This window comes from Paraburkholderia sp. TE9906 (assembly GCF_056279605.1).
Genome location: NZ_JBWCCT010000020.1, coordinates 18,409 through 34,348, shown reverse-complemented (window position 1 = coordinate 34,348; position 15,940 = coordinate 18,409). Strand labels below are relative to the sequence as shown.

Sequence of the window (15,940 nt, the reverse complement as noted above, 5' to 3'; positions counted from 1 at the left end):
TTGCGGCCGTCTTTTAAATGAGCATTGCCATGTCAGGTCATTCGCATCTCACACGCCGCGCGTTTCTTGCCGGCGTAGGCGCTTCGCTCGCCGCCGCCACGTTGCCGGTCGTCTCCACGTCCGCATTCGCCGCCGATACGCAGACGAAGGAATTTCGCATCGGCTATCAGAAAGCCGCCAACACGCTGGTGTTGCTGAAGTCGCGCGGCACGCTGGAAAAGCGGCTTGCGCCGCAGGGTATCACCGTCAAATGGACCGAATTTCCGGCTGGCCCGCAATTGCTCGAAGGGCTGAATGTCGGCGCAATCGACTTCGGCTATGTCGGCGAGGCGCCGCCGGTGTTCGCGCAGGCCGCGGGGGCCAACTTCGTCTACACCGCTTATGAAATTCCGACGCCACACGCCGAAGGCATCCTCGTGCATCAGGATGCGCCGATCAAAACATTGGCCGATTTGAAAGGCAAAAAGATCGCGCTGAACAAAGGCTCGGACGTGCACTGGTTTCTGGTCGCCGCGTTGCAGAAGAACGGCGTGAAGTACAGCGAGATTCAGCCCGTCTACCTGGCCCCCGCCGATGCACGCGCGGCCTTTGAACGCGGCGCCATCGACGCATGGGCCATCTGGGACCCGTTCCTCGAAGCGGCGAAACGGCAGACGAACGCACGCCTGCTCGCGGATGCCGAAGGTATCGTGAGCCACCATCAATTCTTCCTGAGCGCGCGGCCGTTCGCGGAGCAAAACAGCGCGGTGCTCGCGATCATGATGGATGCGGTTGACAAAGAGGGGACGTGGGTGCGCGGTCACTACGCCGAGGCCGCCGCTCAACTCGCGCCGATTCAGGGGCTCGACGCGAGCGTGATCGAAGCGGGCTTGCGCCACTACGCGCATGTCTACAAGCCCATCGATGCGAGCGTGCTGGCGGAGCAGCAACGTATCGCGGACACGTTCAGCGAGCTGCGCCTCATTCCGACGAAGATTGTCACGAAGGATGCGGCATTGCCGGGGAAAGCTTAGTTTGCTTTCGGGGTTGAGCGTTGATGTGCTCCGGATTTTGACTCTCGACGCTGTTATATCGCGCGAGTCGGCTTTCTTTCGACGCTCAGGCGAATAGCGCAGCAACGTTTTCCGGCGGCCGACCGATCACGGCCCGCCCGTTTCGCACGACGATCGGTCGTTGCAGAAGGATGGGGTGCGCTGCCAATGCTTCGTATAACTGAGCGTCAGTGCAGGTGGCGTCGGCGAGCTGCAGTTCCTTGTACTCGGCTTGCGTGTCGCGAATCATCTCGCGGACCGTGCAGCCGAGTTGCGCGTTGAGTTGTTTGAGCTGAGCGACGGTGAGCGGATGTTTCAGGTACTCGATGACTTCTGTTGTTTCGTTCGTGCTGGTGTAGTTGCTGGTGATGAGTTCACAGGTAGCGCGCGATTTGGAGCAGTGGGGGTTGTGGTAAATCGTGATCACGAGGGAGTTGTTATGTAGTGAGGGATGGGGTGTGGGGAATTTTAGCGGGTAGAGGGGACGTAGGGCGGGGGGCTGGTGACCTTCCTGCCTGCTTCTTGTCCGGTTGGCGAGACGTGGGAGTGGCCTTGTCTGGGTGGGGAATTTCGGGGTTCAAAAAAGGTGCGCTGCTCGACCGAGGTGGATGAATAAGTAGCCGTTAAATTTTTTCTCGCCTGTTGTTGTTTTTTCTGTCCTTCGCTGATGTCGTTTTGCTGCTGGGGTTAAAGCTGGAAGGGCGGGCAGCGACGAGTTTCCGGAAGGGATGATTGCGTGACAGGGCAATACGACGGGGCAGTGGGGCAGTGGTAGTTTATGCGCATAAACTGTATCGCCGACGCTGACATACTCAGCCGCAGCCGCCCTGAACTCTGTCCCAGCCACGAAAAACTCCGGCGCGTTCACATTCGATCGATTCCCGTGCACGCATCACTCCGCGGTTTCCGCGACTAATCTCATCCCCTTGCCTGACACGTCGGCGACTCTCGGTTACGAGGAGATGAACTGAAACCATCCGTCATTTCAAACGAGATACCAGGCCCCTAACTAGATTCACACACATTGCCTGCATCGTCCGAGGCTCTTTCATCTACCTCATCGCGAACATTAGGGGAACGCCCCAGCGATCGGAAAGTGACCGACGAACCTCTTGTTACTTGCCATCGCTGTGGCGACCTCTCCAGACGACCCATCGAGCCCGCTCGCACGAGTAGACTTTATGCGCATAAAGTCCTGTCACATCGTCCATTGGCCACCGGTCGCGCGCTAGTCCACATTGGCTGGGCACTTACTCTCCCATGAGGGCTTCGGGAGAATGCCCATATCAATCCCGCCGCGCGCAGCGAAATACCAAAATCAAATGCCCGCCAGTCGGAAGCCGATGCAGATTCGCACGCCACATTCCTTTCGTTTGAGCACCCCCGAACGAGCGCCCGTCCACCTAGCCTACCGCCGCCCTCACAGCCTTTCCCGCCCGCACGCTCTTTATGCGCATAAACCTATACCGATTGGCCAATTTCGATCTTGAATTCATAAAAACGATTGAAATGAAAATTCATCCAGGTAAAATCCATTTGCGTCTAAAAAGAGGAGGTGGAATTTGGCAGCAGAAATCATCGCGGTAACACAACAGAAGGGCGGGGTCGGGAAAAGCACAATCGCGATGCATCTCGGCGCCGCGTTTCACGAGAAAGGCAAACGCGTCCTCGTCGTAGACGCAGACGGTCAGAACACATTGATCCACTGGGCCAGCGCATCATCCGAGGGAGACACCGGCATCCCTTTCCCGGTCGTCAACCTCTCGGAAGCAGGCAGCCAGATCCATCGTGAGATCAAGAAGTTCGTGGCTGACTATGACATCATCGTCGTCGACTGCCCGCCGTCCATCACCGAAAAGGTTTCTGGCGTCGTCCTGCTTGCAGCGAGCGTTGCAGTCATCCCCACATCGTCATCGCCCGCCGACTACTGGTCGAGCATCGGATTGGTCAAGCTTGTCCAGCAAGCCCAAGTGATGAACGAGGACCTGCGCGCAGTCTTTCTACTCAACAAGACCGAAGAGAAACGGATGCTGACGCGCGAACTGAAGCGCGCGTTGGAAGAACTCGGCTTTCCTCTGCTCAAGACCCAGATTCCGACACGTGAAGCCTACAAGCAGGCAATGGCATTAGGGCAGACGGTACTTCAGATGAACGACCGGGGCGCCAAGCTTGCCGCCCTTGAAGTACGGGCGTGCGCGAACGAGATCGCCGCCTTGCTCCCGTGAAATTTATGCGCATAAAGGACCCTGAATGAAACCCTCCCAATTCGCCAAAGGCTTTCAAGCACGTCCTGATACGACCAGCAGCGAAAAGCGAACCGCGCTCGACCGTCTGAATGCGATCGACGGTCTTGTCAGGAATAGCCCCGGAAGCAGTGAAGCCGCTGCGCGTCCAATTGCCACCGTGATGCCGCCGAGCGTCCCGGAAGCCGATGCCGTCGATACGGCCAATGAATCGGCCGCCTATCGCGCATGGAGAATCGAACACGGGTACAAGCCCAATCAGGTTATCGAGCTTGCGCTGAAAAGCATCAAGCCTAGCCCGTTCAATCCCCGGCACTTCTACCTTAAATCGTCAATTGCGGACCTCGCTGTCAATCTCGCCAAGCAGGGCCAGCAGCAGGCAATTCACGTCATTCCCGACTACGACAGTCCTGGCACCTACTTTGTCAGCGATGGCGGTCGGCGTGTGCGCGCCCTGAAAGAGGCGAATAAGGAGTCCGTGAAGGCGATCGTCATCGATCTGCCAATCGGTATTCAGAGCTACAAGCTGGGATACGACCTCAACGTCCAACGCGATTCGCAGACAGTGTTCGACAACGCAGTGGTCTGGAAACGCTTTCTCGACGATCGCCATTTCCAGAGCCAGAAGGAACTTGCCGAGCATCTCAATCTGGACGAATCGACTGTCGCCGTCGCATTGTCCATCGCCAAGTTGCCTGAGCCCGTCATGCACGAGATGGTCGCGCGTCCCGACCGCTTCGGTTCAAACATGGCCTATCAGGTGGGTCGATACCATTCCGCCCGAGGTGCCGACGCGACACTGCGGTTGATCAACAAGATCCTCTCTGACGACCTGAGCACGCGGCAAGTCGCGGATATCGTGAAGGGTAGGGTGAGTGCACAGGAAAGCGTTAAACCGGCAGGTCGACAACGCTATGCACAGCGTCTGGAAATCAAACTCGAGGGCGTGTCGGTGGGCGATCTCAAATCGTACGGGGATGATCGGATCGAACTGCGCTTGAAGGGGCTCACGCGTGAGAAGCGTGATGACATCCTGCGGCAAATTGAAAAAATGCTGAAGTAAAAGAGCGGGGCGGCGCACTATCGTCGCCGCCTACCTCTTCAAAGAATCAGGCCGCGCGCGATTGGCTCAGCGTGAAGGCGAGCAAGTCGCCGTCGGTCGGTTCGCCCCAGGTCTTGCGTGCGAGCCAATCGAAAAAGGCCGTTTCGACAATCTTCGAATCCAGCCCGCGACGACGCCAATCGTCTCGCATGTGCGTACCGAGTCCCGGCAATTCGTCTTCTTCAAACGACTGCCGTGCGATCTCCCTTTCCGCCTCGCCTTGCTCGTTGTACAACTCGTATGCTTCTTTGCGACGATGTGCCGAATATTCACCCAACAATCGCGCTTTGAGATCATCTGCCGGCGCGGCGACCGCGGCCTTCCCGCCACTGCCTGACGACAATGCTTCGACGGGCGGCGCATAACCCTTCTTCAATGCGTCCTTGAACAGCGCGGGCGCGCTGCGCACAGGCGGCAACGACGTGCTGCGCATGCGTTGCTCGGTCATCTGCAACGCGGCGCGAATACGGTTTTCTTCACTGTCCGCATACAGCGTTTGCGCTTCTTTCAGCGGGATGCCGATCTTCACCATCCGGTCGACCAGCGTGCTGTCGAACACATTCGGATGCTCGTCGAGTGCGAGCATTGGCTGCTTGCGCTCGGTCACGCGAAACTGAATTTCGGCTACTCGCCGCCCTTCGCGATGCTCGATCAACTCGACGAAGATATTGGTGACCGCGTTGACTTCAGCAATCGCCGGCCGCAAGTAATCGCGCTTGAAGTACTTGTATTCGCGTTTCGCTTCGTCGCCAGCTTCCGTGTCCGGCGTGCCCGACAGAATAGGGCGCCACCATTCCCACGTCTCACGCATCGTCAGATGGCTCGGGTTGGTCAGATAGCGCACGCAAATCTCGTAAAGCGCTAGGCCCGCGCTGCTGCGCAGTTGGCTCTGGAACTGCAGACTCAGACGCGCATACTGAACCGGGTCGAGCAGCTTCTTCTTGATCTTCGGCGCGAACGAGAATTCCACCCAGACGCGGCGGGTAGTGGGGTCTTCGAGAATTTCCGCGTCGGCGATCAGCGTCGAAATGCCCCATTTACGACCGGGCTTCTGGCTGGACGTGCCCGTGCTCCATTCGACCTGCACCGACACCATGCGCCGCAGGTGCTCCTTGACGAGCGCGGTGTCGTTCGAATCAAACGCGGAATTGGCGACGATGTCTGACAGCAAGGCTCGGTACGTGTCGCCCGACTCGTCGGCTTGCTGAGCCACGGCGAGGAGCACGTTGAACAGCTTGCGGGTGAGCAGCGTGATTTTGCCGCTCTTCGGCTGAATAGCGATCGCCTCGACGGCTTTGCGCAATTCCGCGGAGCTCGGGCTGACTACGTCGGTCTTCTTCGCGCGCTTCGTGGCCATGCGTCTGGTCGAGGAGGGATTTGGCGAGAGCATACCGGCTGTGGTGATACGCGTCTATAGTGCGATTCTCACCGTTCCCGGTGAAGTGAGTTTACGAGGCACGACTCACCTCGAACAACTCCCGAAAACCCTCACCTCAGCCGTTTGGCACCAGGTTCGGGCCATCCTTACGGGTCGCGGCCTCCGCAAATTCGCACTTTTTCGCAACGTGCGCGAACGGGGAGCATTCAATCCCGAATCTCCTCACCATAAAAAATTTCGTGCATTTCAGGCGACGTCGCCTCGAAGTTCGAGTGGGACTGATGCCGAAACCGCGCTCCGGGGTGCTTCGTGCCGTTTCGTGCGTAAGCAGGGGAGCAGCGACAAGATCTCAATGGCGTCCGCGAGCAGAAGTTGCGGCGAGGTTTTGCCTGATGTGCGCGGCCTGGAGCAAGTGCACCGGGATAAGGCCGTAGCGACTTCCGCTCACAGACTGCCTGCCCGCCGGGATAGCCGATCCAAGCGACGCAACAGGCGCTCTGCGCCGTGCGCCGCCGGCAACTTCTTACCGAGCGCGTCAGAGGTGCCCGTCGCGTCGCCCTAATCCTCCCGCAGGTACGCGCGGCAATGCCGACAGCGTTCGAAACCACGTCAACACCGTTGGCGAAATCGACCGAAAAGACTGCCCTTGGTAAGGACGTGACGCATCGCTCGCACTGTGCCCCCGAAAAAGCTCACCTTTGCACACCGCGAACGCTTGGAATGATGCGGACTTCCGAGGCATCGAGCCCAATATCCACCCCAAAACAATCCCGGAAAGCCTCACCTTTGAGCTTTCCGGGCAGCGTCGCACATCTCCGGGAGAGCCTCCCGAAAAGTCTCACCTTTGACAAAACCAACCAAATATTTCCACAATTTCAAAGACTTAGGATCGCCAAAATAGCAGGGCAACCAATGTGCGCCCCCGTATTTCCTCACCTCTAATCCTTTTCTTCTGAAAAGGGCGTCTTCCAAACACTTTCTCGAGGGTCCCGAAAAACCTCACCAATAAAATTTGGCAGTCACAAAGCAGCGTTAGCGAAGGCGGCATCCGTAGGGCCTTTTCAGGCCTCGGGCACCGTTTTGATCCCGTATTTCCTCACCTCAGCCATAAAAACCTGCTCAGAATCGTCCTGAAAAGCCTCACCTTTGACGGAAACCAGGCAATTCAACCAGCAGCAAATCCCGCCGCAGACGACCTCCCGAATTTCCTCACCTTTCCAATTCCAACAACTGGCAGCCCGAGACCGCAGCCGTCAAATCTCCCACTTGAGCGCCTACAAGCTCCCGCAAAAGCTCACCTTGCGCCCCGGAATGCACAAAATTATGGCAAAACCGCCCCTTGGCCCTGTAAAGTCTCACCTTCGGTTCACGTTTTCTCCCGACTTGGCTCACCAAAGGAGTTAACGGCCTCCAAATATGACCGTAAACCTCGTTCGCCGATGCTCCCGAAAGCGCTCACCTTTGACCCGACGCACCTCGGAAGAGACTTTTCAAGCACGATCGGGCTCCTCACGGCAATCAGGTCCTGCAAAATCTCACCTTTGGCCGACCCCATGTTTACGCGGTCTCCCGAACCCGCTCACGTTCTGTCCCGCAGCCACTCACCAAGGCCCCCGAACCCCATCACTCAAGTTTCCCGCAAAACCTCACCACGTCTCCCGCAAAGCTTCACCTTACCGGGCTAGAACCCTTGCCAGTTAAGGCTTTGCCGTGGCGTTAACGTTTTTAACATGGGTTCAAAGGTGTTTACTTTTATTACTCTCTAGCATTTCTCCCCGCGAGTCCTCCGGACCAAGCCTTCACCCCAACGTTGCCCTCATCGAAAGTTCGTGAAACAGTGCGCGACCGCTGAGAGATCAGCAAAAAAGCTTTCTGTACAAAGACTTATTGGTTATTCTTCGTTTTGTTTCACGGAAAAAACCAGCAGGTGCGAGTCAATCGGTCTCCGTAACGCTCAAAAACACATCAATTCAACAAAACCCCACGCTCCGAACAAATAGGTAGCAAACGTTACGTAAATTGTTATGATCCATCCAATTCGAGCGACATCGAGGTTGACATGAATCTGGACCAGGAACGACAAGCCATCCGTGGCGAGCTTGAAGCGATGCGTGCGCAAGGCGTCCGGCGGCAGGACTTGTCTCTTCATGCATGCAAGCGCCTCTTTTTCGATCTTGGCGTCCGCCCATCCATGGCGGCGGTTCGTGATCTGACGCAAACCGGCAGTGCAAGCGATATACCGAAGGACATTGACCACTTCTGGGAACGCATCCGGAACGTGTCGCGTGTGAAAGTCGGTGCCGGGGCCATTCCTAAAGCTTTGGAAGATCGCGCCGGCGAACTATTGGGCGCGTTGTTCGAAGAAGCGGTTGCTCACGCGCAGACAACGCTCGTCGGCGAACGCGAGGAAATCCGTGCGCAAATCGCGGCCGCCGAGCAACGTGCGCGGGACGCGGAAATTCGCCGGGATGCCGCCGACGAAGCGATCAAGCGCAGCGAGCTCCGCGCCGAAGCAGCGTGGGGGCGTGTTCGCGCGCTCGAAACCGAGCTATCCAGTGCAACCACGCACGGAAACGTTCACCAGGAAGGCTTGCAGTCGACGGTGCATCGACTCGATCGGGAAAACGAAGCGCTCCGTCAGCGTCTCGATAATGAACTGGCAACCAACGCCACTTTGCGTGACCGGATCGACGCATTGCATATCGAGCTGCGCCAAAGTACTGAACACTATGCGCAACAGATCAAGGACGCGGTCGCCGAGGCCGAGCGGCGCGTTAAGCCGATGCTGGTCGAACTCGATTCGCTCCGCAGCATGGCTGCGACCTATCAATCGGGCGTTCGCGACGCAAGTCGCAAGGAATTCGAGTTTATTCAGCAAATCGCGGCGGCCAAGGCGCGCGGCGATCGACTCGACGCTCAGTTGCGCGAGCAATCGGACGAGGTGGATGCCTTGACGAAAGAGGTCACCGTGTTGCGCGGCCGACAAGGTATCGATCCGGCAATCGGCGGCTTGATTTGTTCGCTGGTCGAAGCGGGGCGGCTCACGAGCGACGAGCTGCGCGTAATCGGCACAGCAGCGGACGGGCATGTCATGCTGCCGCAACGATGCCCGAAATGTGATGAAGGTGAGCCGGAGTTGTCGCAAGTCGATCACCGCTTCGAGCTGCTTTGCCCGGAATGCGACCACTCGTCGGGACTCGGCGAATCAAGGCTCGCGGCGGTCAGCCGCTTTTTGTCGAGTGACTCGGCCGCTACGCCGGCACGCCAATTCGACGCGGTGCGATAGCGGATAAAACGTCAAAGGTGAGGAAATTCGGGACCGGAAAGGTGAGTATTTTCAGGGCTCGCCGGCTCCCGATTTCCGCATCAAACGCCCGTCACGTCTAGGCGCGGGTAACGGCGGCGCGGCCGGATCAGGTACCTCGGCGGCAGGCGAATCCTGCTGGTCAACCCACGTTTGCCACGCTCGATACAGCCGGTTGGCCGACACGGCCTGCACGAATCCCAGCCATTGACCGACCAGTTCGGCCTCTACCCCACTTTCGAACAGATCCGCCGCGAAAGTGTTGCGCAAGGTTTGCGGACTGGCGCGGGACAGCCGCGATGCCGCAATCCCGGCACCGTCGATCAACGCGTCGACGGCGCGCAGCATGGTGGCTTTGTGCATCGGCCGCCCGGACGGGGCTGCGGGGAAAACCAGATTGCCGGCCAATTCCGTATGACGCCGTTCGGCGAGCCACGCGTCGAGGACCGCCGTCGCGAAGGGCGCGAGCCGGGTGCGGCGCGTCAGCATGGGATTGGCGGACTCGATCGTTACCCATGGCGAACCGACATTCACGCAACTAACCGTAAGCGCAGCGGCCTCGCCCGTCTTCAATCCGCCGCCGAGAAACGCGGCGATCAACGCGCGGTCGCGACGCTCTCGCCAGCGCTGCGCGGTCGACAAATCAGGCAGCGGTGCAAACAATTGCGCGATCAGCGCGGTTCGTTCGGCATGGGTGAGAAAGCCGGTTGGCTCGTTATCGCGCGCATTTCGCCACGCTGCTTCGCCATCCTGAGCAATGAAGCGCGCGGGGTTGGTCGACGCGGATTCGATTTCGCGCACATGATCCAGGACCCGCTCGATCAGCCGCAAATACCGGATTCGTTGAGGTTTCCGGACATCGAGTCCGGCGACGAATTCGGCAATCATATGCGTGTCGACCGTGACCAGACTCTTCTGGCGCGCGCTGAGCCACTCAAGAAAAAGTCCCCACTGCGCTTGGTAGACGCTTGCAGAAGAACGTCTGAAATGCTGCTTGGCAAGCCAGGCGTCGAAGGCGATTTGCGGGTCGAGACGCCAGTCTTCACGTTGCTGATCGAACAGATCAGTCGATGGCGCAGGACGCAGGACCGGGTCGGACAGATGAGGAGGTGACATGGGCTATCCTTCCGTTAGTTGCGCATATTGTAGGTGGCAACCGACGAAAATACAGCCTTCAGCCGCCCCAGGGCCGCGAGCGTTTCAGCGTCGAACCTTCCGACGCCGGCTTCGCCGCGCGGCGAGCGGCTTCTTCATAAGCACTGACGGCGAACGCGAACACCGCCGGCAGCGCGGTGGACGTGCCGAAATCCACGGCCTCATCGGTTTCCGGATAAGGCAGGTCGGACGGACGTTGGAACAGGCCTAGCAGCAGCGCGTCGTGCCGGCTCGCAAACCCGAGGTCGGCCAGCGCCTCTGCTTCGATCGCATGCAGCAAACGCCACGTGAGCGGCACCTGCTGGACGATGTAACGCGCCGCGATATTGCGCACGATGTGTTCGAGATCGCGCGCCGCAGTTTGGTAGCGCAGCGCGGCCAAAGCTTGATCGGTAGGGTCGGCTCTTAGATTGTTCATTATCGGCTCCAGTCGATACCCTGTACTGTACAAATATACAGTGTCGGATGCAACCTCAGCCGAATGGCCAAATCCGCCAACTGCTAGCCGCAAGGCGCCCGGACCGCGAGCCCGAAATCAGCCGTGGATCACCACCAGCAGTGCTTTCGCTTCGCCCTTGCCGGCGTTGCGGATCGCGTGCGGTTCGTCGGCGACATAGCGCGCGGTGTCCGCGGCCTTGAGCCGTTTCGTCGCGCCGGCCGCCTCGATTTCGATCGAGCCGTGCAGTACGGTCAAATGCTCGCGCGTACCGGGCTCATGCGCATTCGATACCAACGCCCCGCCCGGCTGCAGCGTCAATTCGTACCATTCGAACTTGCCAGCCAGCTCGATCGGCCCCCACACTCGCAACTGATACTTGGCCTCGTGCCCGCTCAAGGTGGGAATCTCGTGCGGACCCGAGACCGCGATTGCTTCCGGCGCTTTGGGCGGCGCGAACAGCGAATCGAGACTGACGCCGAGCGCATTGGTCAGCCGCCAGGCGACCGCGATCGTCGGATTGGCCTTGTCGCGCTCGATCTCCGAGAGCATCGATTTCGACACGCCGGCGGCACGCGACAGATCGTCGAGCGTCATGCGCCGTTCGGCGCGCAGACGCTGAATCTGTTCGCCGACGCGCGGCGGCGCGGCACTCGCCGGCACCGATGTCACGCCTGACGTAGGCACCGCGTTGGCCGCGGCGCGGCGAATACCCGAACTTGCCATTTCCTGACCCATCGTTTAGAGTTGTTCGATATACCGGATTTTAGTTCGAAAAAACGAAAATATCCGATAAAATTGACAGCCGACTATAGCAGGCCGTCTCGCCGCCGTCGCTCATGCCGCACCTATGCCGGACAGGCGAACGCGGGCCGGCGCCACCATCCCATTCAGGAGAAGGGTTCATGCGTGACCAATATCTCGCCCACTTGCGCGGCACCCTCGAGCAGATCCGCGCCGACGGCTTTTACAAAAACGAACGTGTGATCGCGAGCCCGCAGTCGGCCGATGTGCGTCTTGCCAACGGCACGCACGTGCTGAATTTCTGCGCGAACAATTACCTCGGCCTCGCCGATGACGCCCGACTGATCGACGCCGCCAAACAAGGTTTGGACAACGACGGTTTCGGCATGGCATCGGTGCGCTTCATCTGCGGCACGCAAACCGTGCACAAGGAACTGGAACACGCGCTCGCCGCATTCCTGCAAACCGACGACTGCATTCTCTATTCGAGCTGTTTCGACGCGAACGGCGGTCTGTTCGAAACCCTGCTCGACGAGAATGACGCAATCATCAGCGACGAGCTGAATCACGCGAGCATCATCGACGGCGTGCGGCTTTCGAAGGCGAAGCGTTTCCGCTACAAGAACAACGACCTCGCCGATCTCGAAGCCCGACTGAAAGAAGCGGACGCCGCCGGTGCGCGCTTCAAACTGATCGCCACCGACGGCGTGTTCTCGATGGACGGCATCATCGCCGACCTCGCCGGCATCTGCGATCTGGCCGACCGCTACGGCGCGCTCGTGATGGTCGACGACTCGCACGCGGTGGGTTTTGTCGGCGAACATGGGCGCGGCACGCCGGAACATTGTGGCGTGCTGTCGCGCGTCGACATCATCACCGGCACGCTCGGCAAAGCATTGGGCGGCGCATCGGGCGGCTACGTCGCCGCACGCAAGGAAGTCGTGGAGTTACTGCGGCAGCGCTCGCGTCCCTATTTGTTCTCGAACACGCTGACGCCGAGCATCGCCGCTGCGTCGCTGAAAGTGCTCGAACTGCTGGCGAGCGACGAAGGCGCGCAATTGCGCGCACGTGTGCGTGAAAACGGCGCGCACTTCCGCAGCAAGATGAGCGCGCTCGGCTTCACGCTCGTGCCGGGCGAACATCCGATCATTCCCGTGATGCTCGGCGACGCGCTACTCGCTTCGAAAATGGCCGATGCGCTGTTGAAGGAAGGCGTCTACGTAATCGGCTTCTCGTTCCCGGTGGTGCCCAAAGGACGCGCGCGCATCCGCACGCAAATGAGCGCGGCGCACACGCCCGAGCAGATCGACCGGGCCGTCGACGCCTTCGCGCGCGTTGGCCGTGAACTGGGCGTGATCTGACACGGAGGCGCATATGAAAGCATTGGCAAAACTCGAACGCGCGCCGGGCCTCACGCTCACGGACGTCAAGAAACCCGAAGTCGGCCACAACGACGTGATGATCCGCATCACGCGCACCGCGATTTGCGGCACCGACATCCACATCTGGAAGTGGGACGACTGGGCGCAAAAAACCATTCCGGTGCCGATGCACGTCGGTCACGAATATGTCGGCGAAATCGTCGAGATGGGACAGGAAGTGCGCGGCTTTGCGATCGGCGATCGCGTGTCGGGCGAAGGACATATCACGTGCGGTTTCTGCCGCAACTGCCGCGCGGGACGTCGGCATTTGTGCCGCAATACGGTCGGCGTCGGCGTGAATCGTGAAGGCGCGTTCGCCGAATACCTCGTCATCCCGGCATTCAACGCGTTTAAGATTCCACCCGAAATCTCCGACGATCTCGCGGCGATTTTCGATCCGTTCGGCAACGCGACGCACACCGCGCTGTCGTTCAATCTGGTCGGCGAGGACGTGCTGATTACCGGGGCGGGTCCGATCGGCATCATGGCGGTGGCGATCGCGAAACACGTCGGCGCGCGCAATGTCGTGATCACCGACATCAACGACTATCGCCTCGAACTCGCCCGCAAGATGGGCGCGACCCGCGCGGTGAACGTGTCGCGCGAATCGCTGCGCGACGTGATGGCCGATCTGCACATGACCGAAGGTTTCGACGTCGGCCTGGAAATGTCGGGCGTGCCGAGCGCGTTCACCGGCATGCTCGAAGCGATGAATCACGGCGGCAAGATCGCGTTGCTCGGCATTCCGCCCGCGCAGACCGCGATCGACTGGACTCAGGTGATCTTCAAAGGCCTTGAAATCAAGGGCATTTACGGGCGCGAGATGTTCGAAACCTGGTACAAGATGGTCGCGATGCTGCAAAGCGGTCTGGATCTGTCGCCGATCCTCACGCACCATTTCAAGGTCGACGATTATCAACAGGCCTTTGCCACGATGCTTTCCGGCGAGAGCGGCAAGGTGATTCTCGACTGGACGGCTGCGTGAGTTGACACGTCAGCCACATCGCCACGAGCTCAACGCCTTGGCTCGCGGCCGACCCAGCGCCCGCATCGCGCTCACCCGCCTGCGGGCGTTTTCACGAACTCCGCCTGAATGCGCACATGAATGTCGTCGCCGACGGCCGGATACCACGTCGACAAACCGAACTTCGCGCGGCTGAAACGGCCTTCTGCCGAGAAGCCGAGCGTGTCTTTCTTCGTCAGCGGATCGGGCGCGAAACCGTTGAACGTGACGTCGAGCGTCACCGGTTGCGTGACGCCGCGAATCGTCAGATCACCGCTCAGTGTGCCGCGAGATTCGCCGGTGCGCTCGAAGCGCGTGCTCGCAAAGCGAATCGCCGGATTGCGTGCGACGTCGAGCATGTCGGGGCCCTTCACCATCTTGTCGAGCAGCGGCACGTTCGTATCGATGCTCGCCGCGTCGATCGTGACCGATGCCGAGCTCCGCTCGAGCCCGCCCTCGCTCCAGTCGAGCTGACCCTGCTTGCGATCGAAGCGAATCGTAAAGCGCGAGTATTTGAAATGGTCGATGTCGAACGTGATGCTGGTGTGGTCCGGATCGATCTCGTAGCGGCCGACCGGCACGCGCGCCTCGTTCTGGCTGACCGAATGCGTGAGGACTTGCAGCGGTGTGCAGGCGACTGCCGTCAGCAACGTGGCGCCCAGCAGGACACGCGCCAGCGTGGCGCGGACAGGCGATGAGTTCATGAAGTTCGTTCCGGTTGAGCGATCGTCATCACGATAGCAGCTAGCGCACCTGGCTGCCGGAACCCGCAAAAACTTGACGAGGGAGAATGATCGTTCTACCCTTTGTTCATGGCTACCGACACTCTCACTGAAGCAGCCGTGCCCGGCAGCGCGCGCGAGCGTCTGCTGGATGCCGCCGAAGCGTTGATCTACGCCGGCGGCATCCACGCAACCGGCGTGGACGCGATCGTCAAGCAGTCCGGCACGGCGCGCAAGAGCTTCTACACGCATTTCGAATCGAAAGACGCGCTCGTCGCGGCCGCACTCGAACGGCGCGACGAACGCTGGATGAACTGGTTTATCGCCGGCACGCAGCGGCGCGGCAAAAGTGCGCGCAAGCGTCTGCTCGGTATGTTCGAGGTGCTGCGCGAATGGTTTGCGTCGGACGATTTTCATGGCTGCGCGTTTCTGAACGCGGCCGGTGAGATTGCGTCGGCGGAAGATCCGATCCGGATCGTCGCGCGCAAACACAAGGAACGTCTGCTCGATTTCGTGCGAACCCAGTGCGATGAATTCGCAGTCGAGTCAGACATGGATGCGCGGCGTGCCGCGCGATTGTCGCGTCAGTGGCTGCTTCTGCTCGATGGTGCAATCGCCGTGGCGCTGGTGAGCGGCGAGGCCGACACCGCGCTCGACGCGCGCAGCGCAGCCCAGACCTTGCTCGACGCCGAGGCCAACCCATCCGCCGGCGAACGCGCTACGTCCACCGGCAACGTCACAGGCACGTCGCCAGGCAAAACCACAAGCCCTTCCGCAAACCGGCGACCGCCATCCCGGCGCGCCGCAACCTGACCGAGGAACCATCATGGCCGACTCCATCGAAACCCGCCCGCCGTTGCCACCGTTCACGCGCGAAACCGCGATTCAGAAAGTGCGCGCTGCGGAAGACGGCTGGAATACGCGCGATCCCGAGCGTGTTTCGCTCGCGTACACGCCGGACAGCATCTGGCGCAATCGCGCCGAATTCACGCATGGCCGCGCGGAGATCGTCGGCCTGTTGCGCCGCAAATGGGCGAGAGAACTCGACTACCGGCTGATCAAGGAACTGTGGGCGTTCACCGATAACCGTATCGCGGTGCGCTTTGCCTACGAATGGCACGACGATTCGAACAACTGGTTCCGCTCGTATGGCAACGAGAATTGGGAGTTCGACGAGCATGGACTGATGGCGCGCCGTCATGCCAGCATCAACGACCTGCCGATCCGCGAAGCCGACCGTCTGTATCGCTGGCCGCTCGGGCGCCGTCCCGACGATCATCCGGGCCTGTCGGATCTCGGGCTCTAGACCCGCCATCGAAAATGGCAGTGGATGCGGGCACGCATTCACCGCTTTGCCATCGGTTCTCCGTTATCGTTGCGGTTCCAGGCTGCGGGCACGTC

Annotated in this window: 14 protein-coding genes; 8 read left to right on the top strand and 6 right to left on the bottom strand. The window is 60.0% G+C overall.

Annotation, left to right across the window (positions count from 1 at the left end; genetic code table 11):
• The first annotated feature begins 29 nt into the window (after positions 1-29).
• Positions 30-1,013 (top strand): sulfonate ABC transporter substrate-binding protein, encoded by a 984-nt coding sequence (locus tag ACZ9H4_RS33645; RefSeq protein WP_476122534.1) that lies wholly within the window; start codon positions 30-32, stop codon positions 1,011-1,013.
• Positions 1,014-1,098: 85 nt separating this feature from the next.
• Here the strand turns inward: ACZ9H4_RS33645 and arsC are convergent, their stop codons facing one another.
• Positions 1,099-1,458, bottom strand: coding sequence for an arsenate reductase (glutaredoxin) (gene arsC / locus ACZ9H4_RS33640; protein WP_408328962.1), 360 nt, complete (start codon positions 1,456-1,458; stop codon positions 1,099-1,101).
• 1,135 nt (positions 1,459-2,593) lie between these two features.
• On the opposite strand from arsC, the gene parA reads away from it, so the two are divergent.
• Both parA and ACZ9H4_RS33630 read left to right on the top strand, forming a co-directional pair.
• The gene (gene parA / locus ACZ9H4_RS33635; protein WP_476122533.1) at positions 2,594-3,256 is read left to right on the top strand and encodes a ParA family partition ATPase; all 663 of its coding nucleotides are present in this window, start codon (positions 2,594-2,596) and stop codon (positions 3,254-3,256) included.
• A 25-nt stretch (positions 3,257-3,281) separates the two neighbouring features.
• Positions 3,282-4,337, top strand: coding sequence for a ParB/RepB/Spo0J family partition protein (locus tag ACZ9H4_RS33630; protein WP_476122532.1), 1,056 nt, complete (start codon positions 3,282-3,284; stop codon positions 4,335-4,337).
• Between the two features lie 46 nt (positions 4,338-4,383).
• On the opposite strand, the gene ACZ9H4_RS33625 is transcribed toward ACZ9H4_RS33630, so the two are convergent.
• Entirely contained in the window at positions 4,384-5,733 is a 1,350-nt protein-coding gene (locus ACZ9H4_RS33625) for a replication initiation protein (protein WP_408141887.1), read from the bottom strand.
• A gap of 2,080 nt (positions 5,734-7,813) precedes the next feature.
• Here ACZ9H4_RS33625 and ACZ9H4_RS33620 point away from each other — a divergent pair.
• Positions 7,814-9,040, top strand: a complete 1,227-nt coding sequence (locus tag ACZ9H4_RS33620) for a DNA-binding protein (protein ID WP_476122531.1) — start codon at positions 7,814-7,816, stop codon at positions 9,038-9,040.
• Between the two features lie 51 nt (positions 9,041-9,091).
• On the opposite strand, the gene ACZ9H4_RS33615 is transcribed toward ACZ9H4_RS33620, so the two are convergent.
• The 3 genes from ACZ9H4_RS33615 to ACZ9H4_RS33605 all read right to left on the bottom strand — a co-directional run bounded on the left by ACZ9H4_RS33615 (position 9,092) and on the right by ACZ9H4_RS33605 (position 11,387).
• Entirely contained in the window at positions 9,092-10,174 is a 1,083-nt protein-coding gene (locus ACZ9H4_RS33615) for a tyrosine-type recombinase/integrase (protein ID WP_408141885.1), read from the bottom strand.
• 58 nt (positions 10,175-10,232) lie between these two features.
• Complete coding sequence (locus ACZ9H4_RS33610; protein ID WP_408141884.1) at positions 10,233-10,631, bottom strand: DUF2471 family protein; 399 nt, start codon at positions 10,629-10,631, stop codon at positions 10,233-10,235.
• Between the two features lie 117 nt (positions 10,632-10,748).
• Complete coding sequence (locus ACZ9H4_RS33605) at positions 10,749-11,387, bottom strand: helix-turn-helix domain-containing protein (RefSeq protein WP_408141882.1); 639 nt, start codon at positions 11,385-11,387, stop codon at positions 10,749-10,751.
• A 167-nt stretch (positions 11,388-11,554) separates the two neighbouring features.
• On the opposite strand from ACZ9H4_RS33605, the gene ACZ9H4_RS33600 reads away from it, so the two are divergent.
• Complete coding sequence (locus ACZ9H4_RS33600) at positions 11,555-12,754, top strand: glycine C-acetyltransferase (RefSeq protein WP_408141880.1); 1,200 nt, start codon at positions 11,555-11,557, stop codon at positions 12,752-12,754.
• 13 nt (positions 12,755-12,767) lie between these two features.
• On the top strand, positions 12,768-13,799 hold the full coding sequence (tdh, locus tag ACZ9H4_RS33595) for an L-threonine 3-dehydrogenase (protein WP_408154590.1): 1,032 nt from the start codon (positions 12,768-12,770) through the stop codon (positions 13,797-13,799).
• 71 nt (positions 13,800-13,870) lie between these two features.
• Here the strand turns inward: tdh and ACZ9H4_RS33590 are convergent, their stop codons facing one another.
• Positions 13,871-14,521, bottom strand: a complete 651-nt coding sequence (locus ACZ9H4_RS33590) for a YceI family protein (RefSeq protein ID WP_408154588.1) — start codon at positions 14,519-14,521, stop codon at positions 13,871-13,873.
• Positions 14,522-14,629: 108 nt separating this feature from the next.
• Between ACZ9H4_RS33590 and ACZ9H4_RS33585 the strand changes: the two genes are divergently transcribed.
• Together ACZ9H4_RS33585 and ACZ9H4_RS33580 are read left to right on the top strand one after the other, a co-directional pair.
• Positions 14,630-15,352, top strand: coding sequence for a TetR/AcrR family transcriptional regulator (locus ACZ9H4_RS33585; RefSeq protein WP_476122530.1), 723 nt, complete (start codon positions 14,630-14,632; stop codon positions 15,350-15,352).
• Between the two features lie 13 nt (positions 15,353-15,365).
• On the top strand, positions 15,366-15,845 hold the full coding sequence (locus ACZ9H4_RS33580; protein WP_121319791.1) for a nuclear transport factor 2 family protein: 480 nt from the start codon (positions 15,366-15,368) through the stop codon (positions 15,843-15,845).
• Positions 15,846-15,940: the final 95 nt, after the last annotated feature.

What these genes read in the sequence shown, in the direction of transcription:
- ACZ9H4_RS33645 (WP_476122534.1), top strand. Translation starts at nt 30, where the DNA reads ATGTCAGGTCATTCGCATCTCACACGCCGCGCGTTTCTTGCCGGCGTA.
- ACZ9H4_RS33630 (WP_476122532.1), top strand. Translation starts at nt 3,282, where the DNA reads ATGAAACCCTCCCAATTCGCCAAAGGCTTTCAAGCACGTCCTGATACG.
- ACZ9H4_RS33625 (WP_408141887.1), bottom strand. Translation starts at nt 5,733, where the DNA reads ATGGCCACGAAGCGCGCGAAGAAGACCGACGTAGTCAGCCCGAGCTCC.
- ACZ9H4_RS33620 (WP_476122531.1), top strand. Translation starts at nt 7,814, where the DNA reads ATGAATCTGGACCAGGAACGACAAGCCATCCGTGGCGAGCTTGAAGCG.
- ACZ9H4_RS33615 (WP_408141885.1), bottom strand. Translation starts at nt 10,174, where the DNA reads ATGTCACCTCCTCATCTGTCCGACCCGGTCCTGCGTCCTGCGCCATCG.
- ACZ9H4_RS33610 (WP_408141884.1), bottom strand. Translation starts at nt 10,631, where the DNA reads ATGAACAATCTAAGAGCCGACCCTACCGATCAAGCTTTGGCCGCGCTG.
- ACZ9H4_RS33605 (WP_408141882.1), bottom strand. Translation starts at nt 11,387, where the DNA reads ATGGGTCAGGAAATGGCAAGTTCGGGTATTCGCCGCGCCGCGGCCAAC.
- ACZ9H4_RS33600 (WP_408141880.1), top strand. Translation starts at nt 11,555, where the DNA reads ATGCGTGACCAATATCTCGCCCACTTGCGCGGCACCCTCGAGCAGATC.
- tdh (WP_408154590.1), top strand. Translation starts at nt 12,768, where the DNA reads ATGAAAGCATTGGCAAAACTCGAACGCGCGCCGGGCCTCACGCTCACG.
- ACZ9H4_RS33590 (WP_408154588.1), bottom strand. Translation starts at nt 14,521, where the DNA reads ATGAACTCATCGCCTGTCCGCGCCACGCTGGCGCGTGTCCTGCTGGGC.
- ACZ9H4_RS33585 (WP_476122530.1), top strand. Translation starts at nt 14,630, where the DNA reads ATGGCTACCGACACTCTCACTGAAGCAGCCGTGCCCGGCAGCGCGCGC.
- ACZ9H4_RS33580 (WP_121319791.1), top strand. Translation starts at nt 15,366, where the DNA reads ATGGCCGACTCCATCGAAACCCGCCCGCCGTTGCCACCGTTCACGCGC.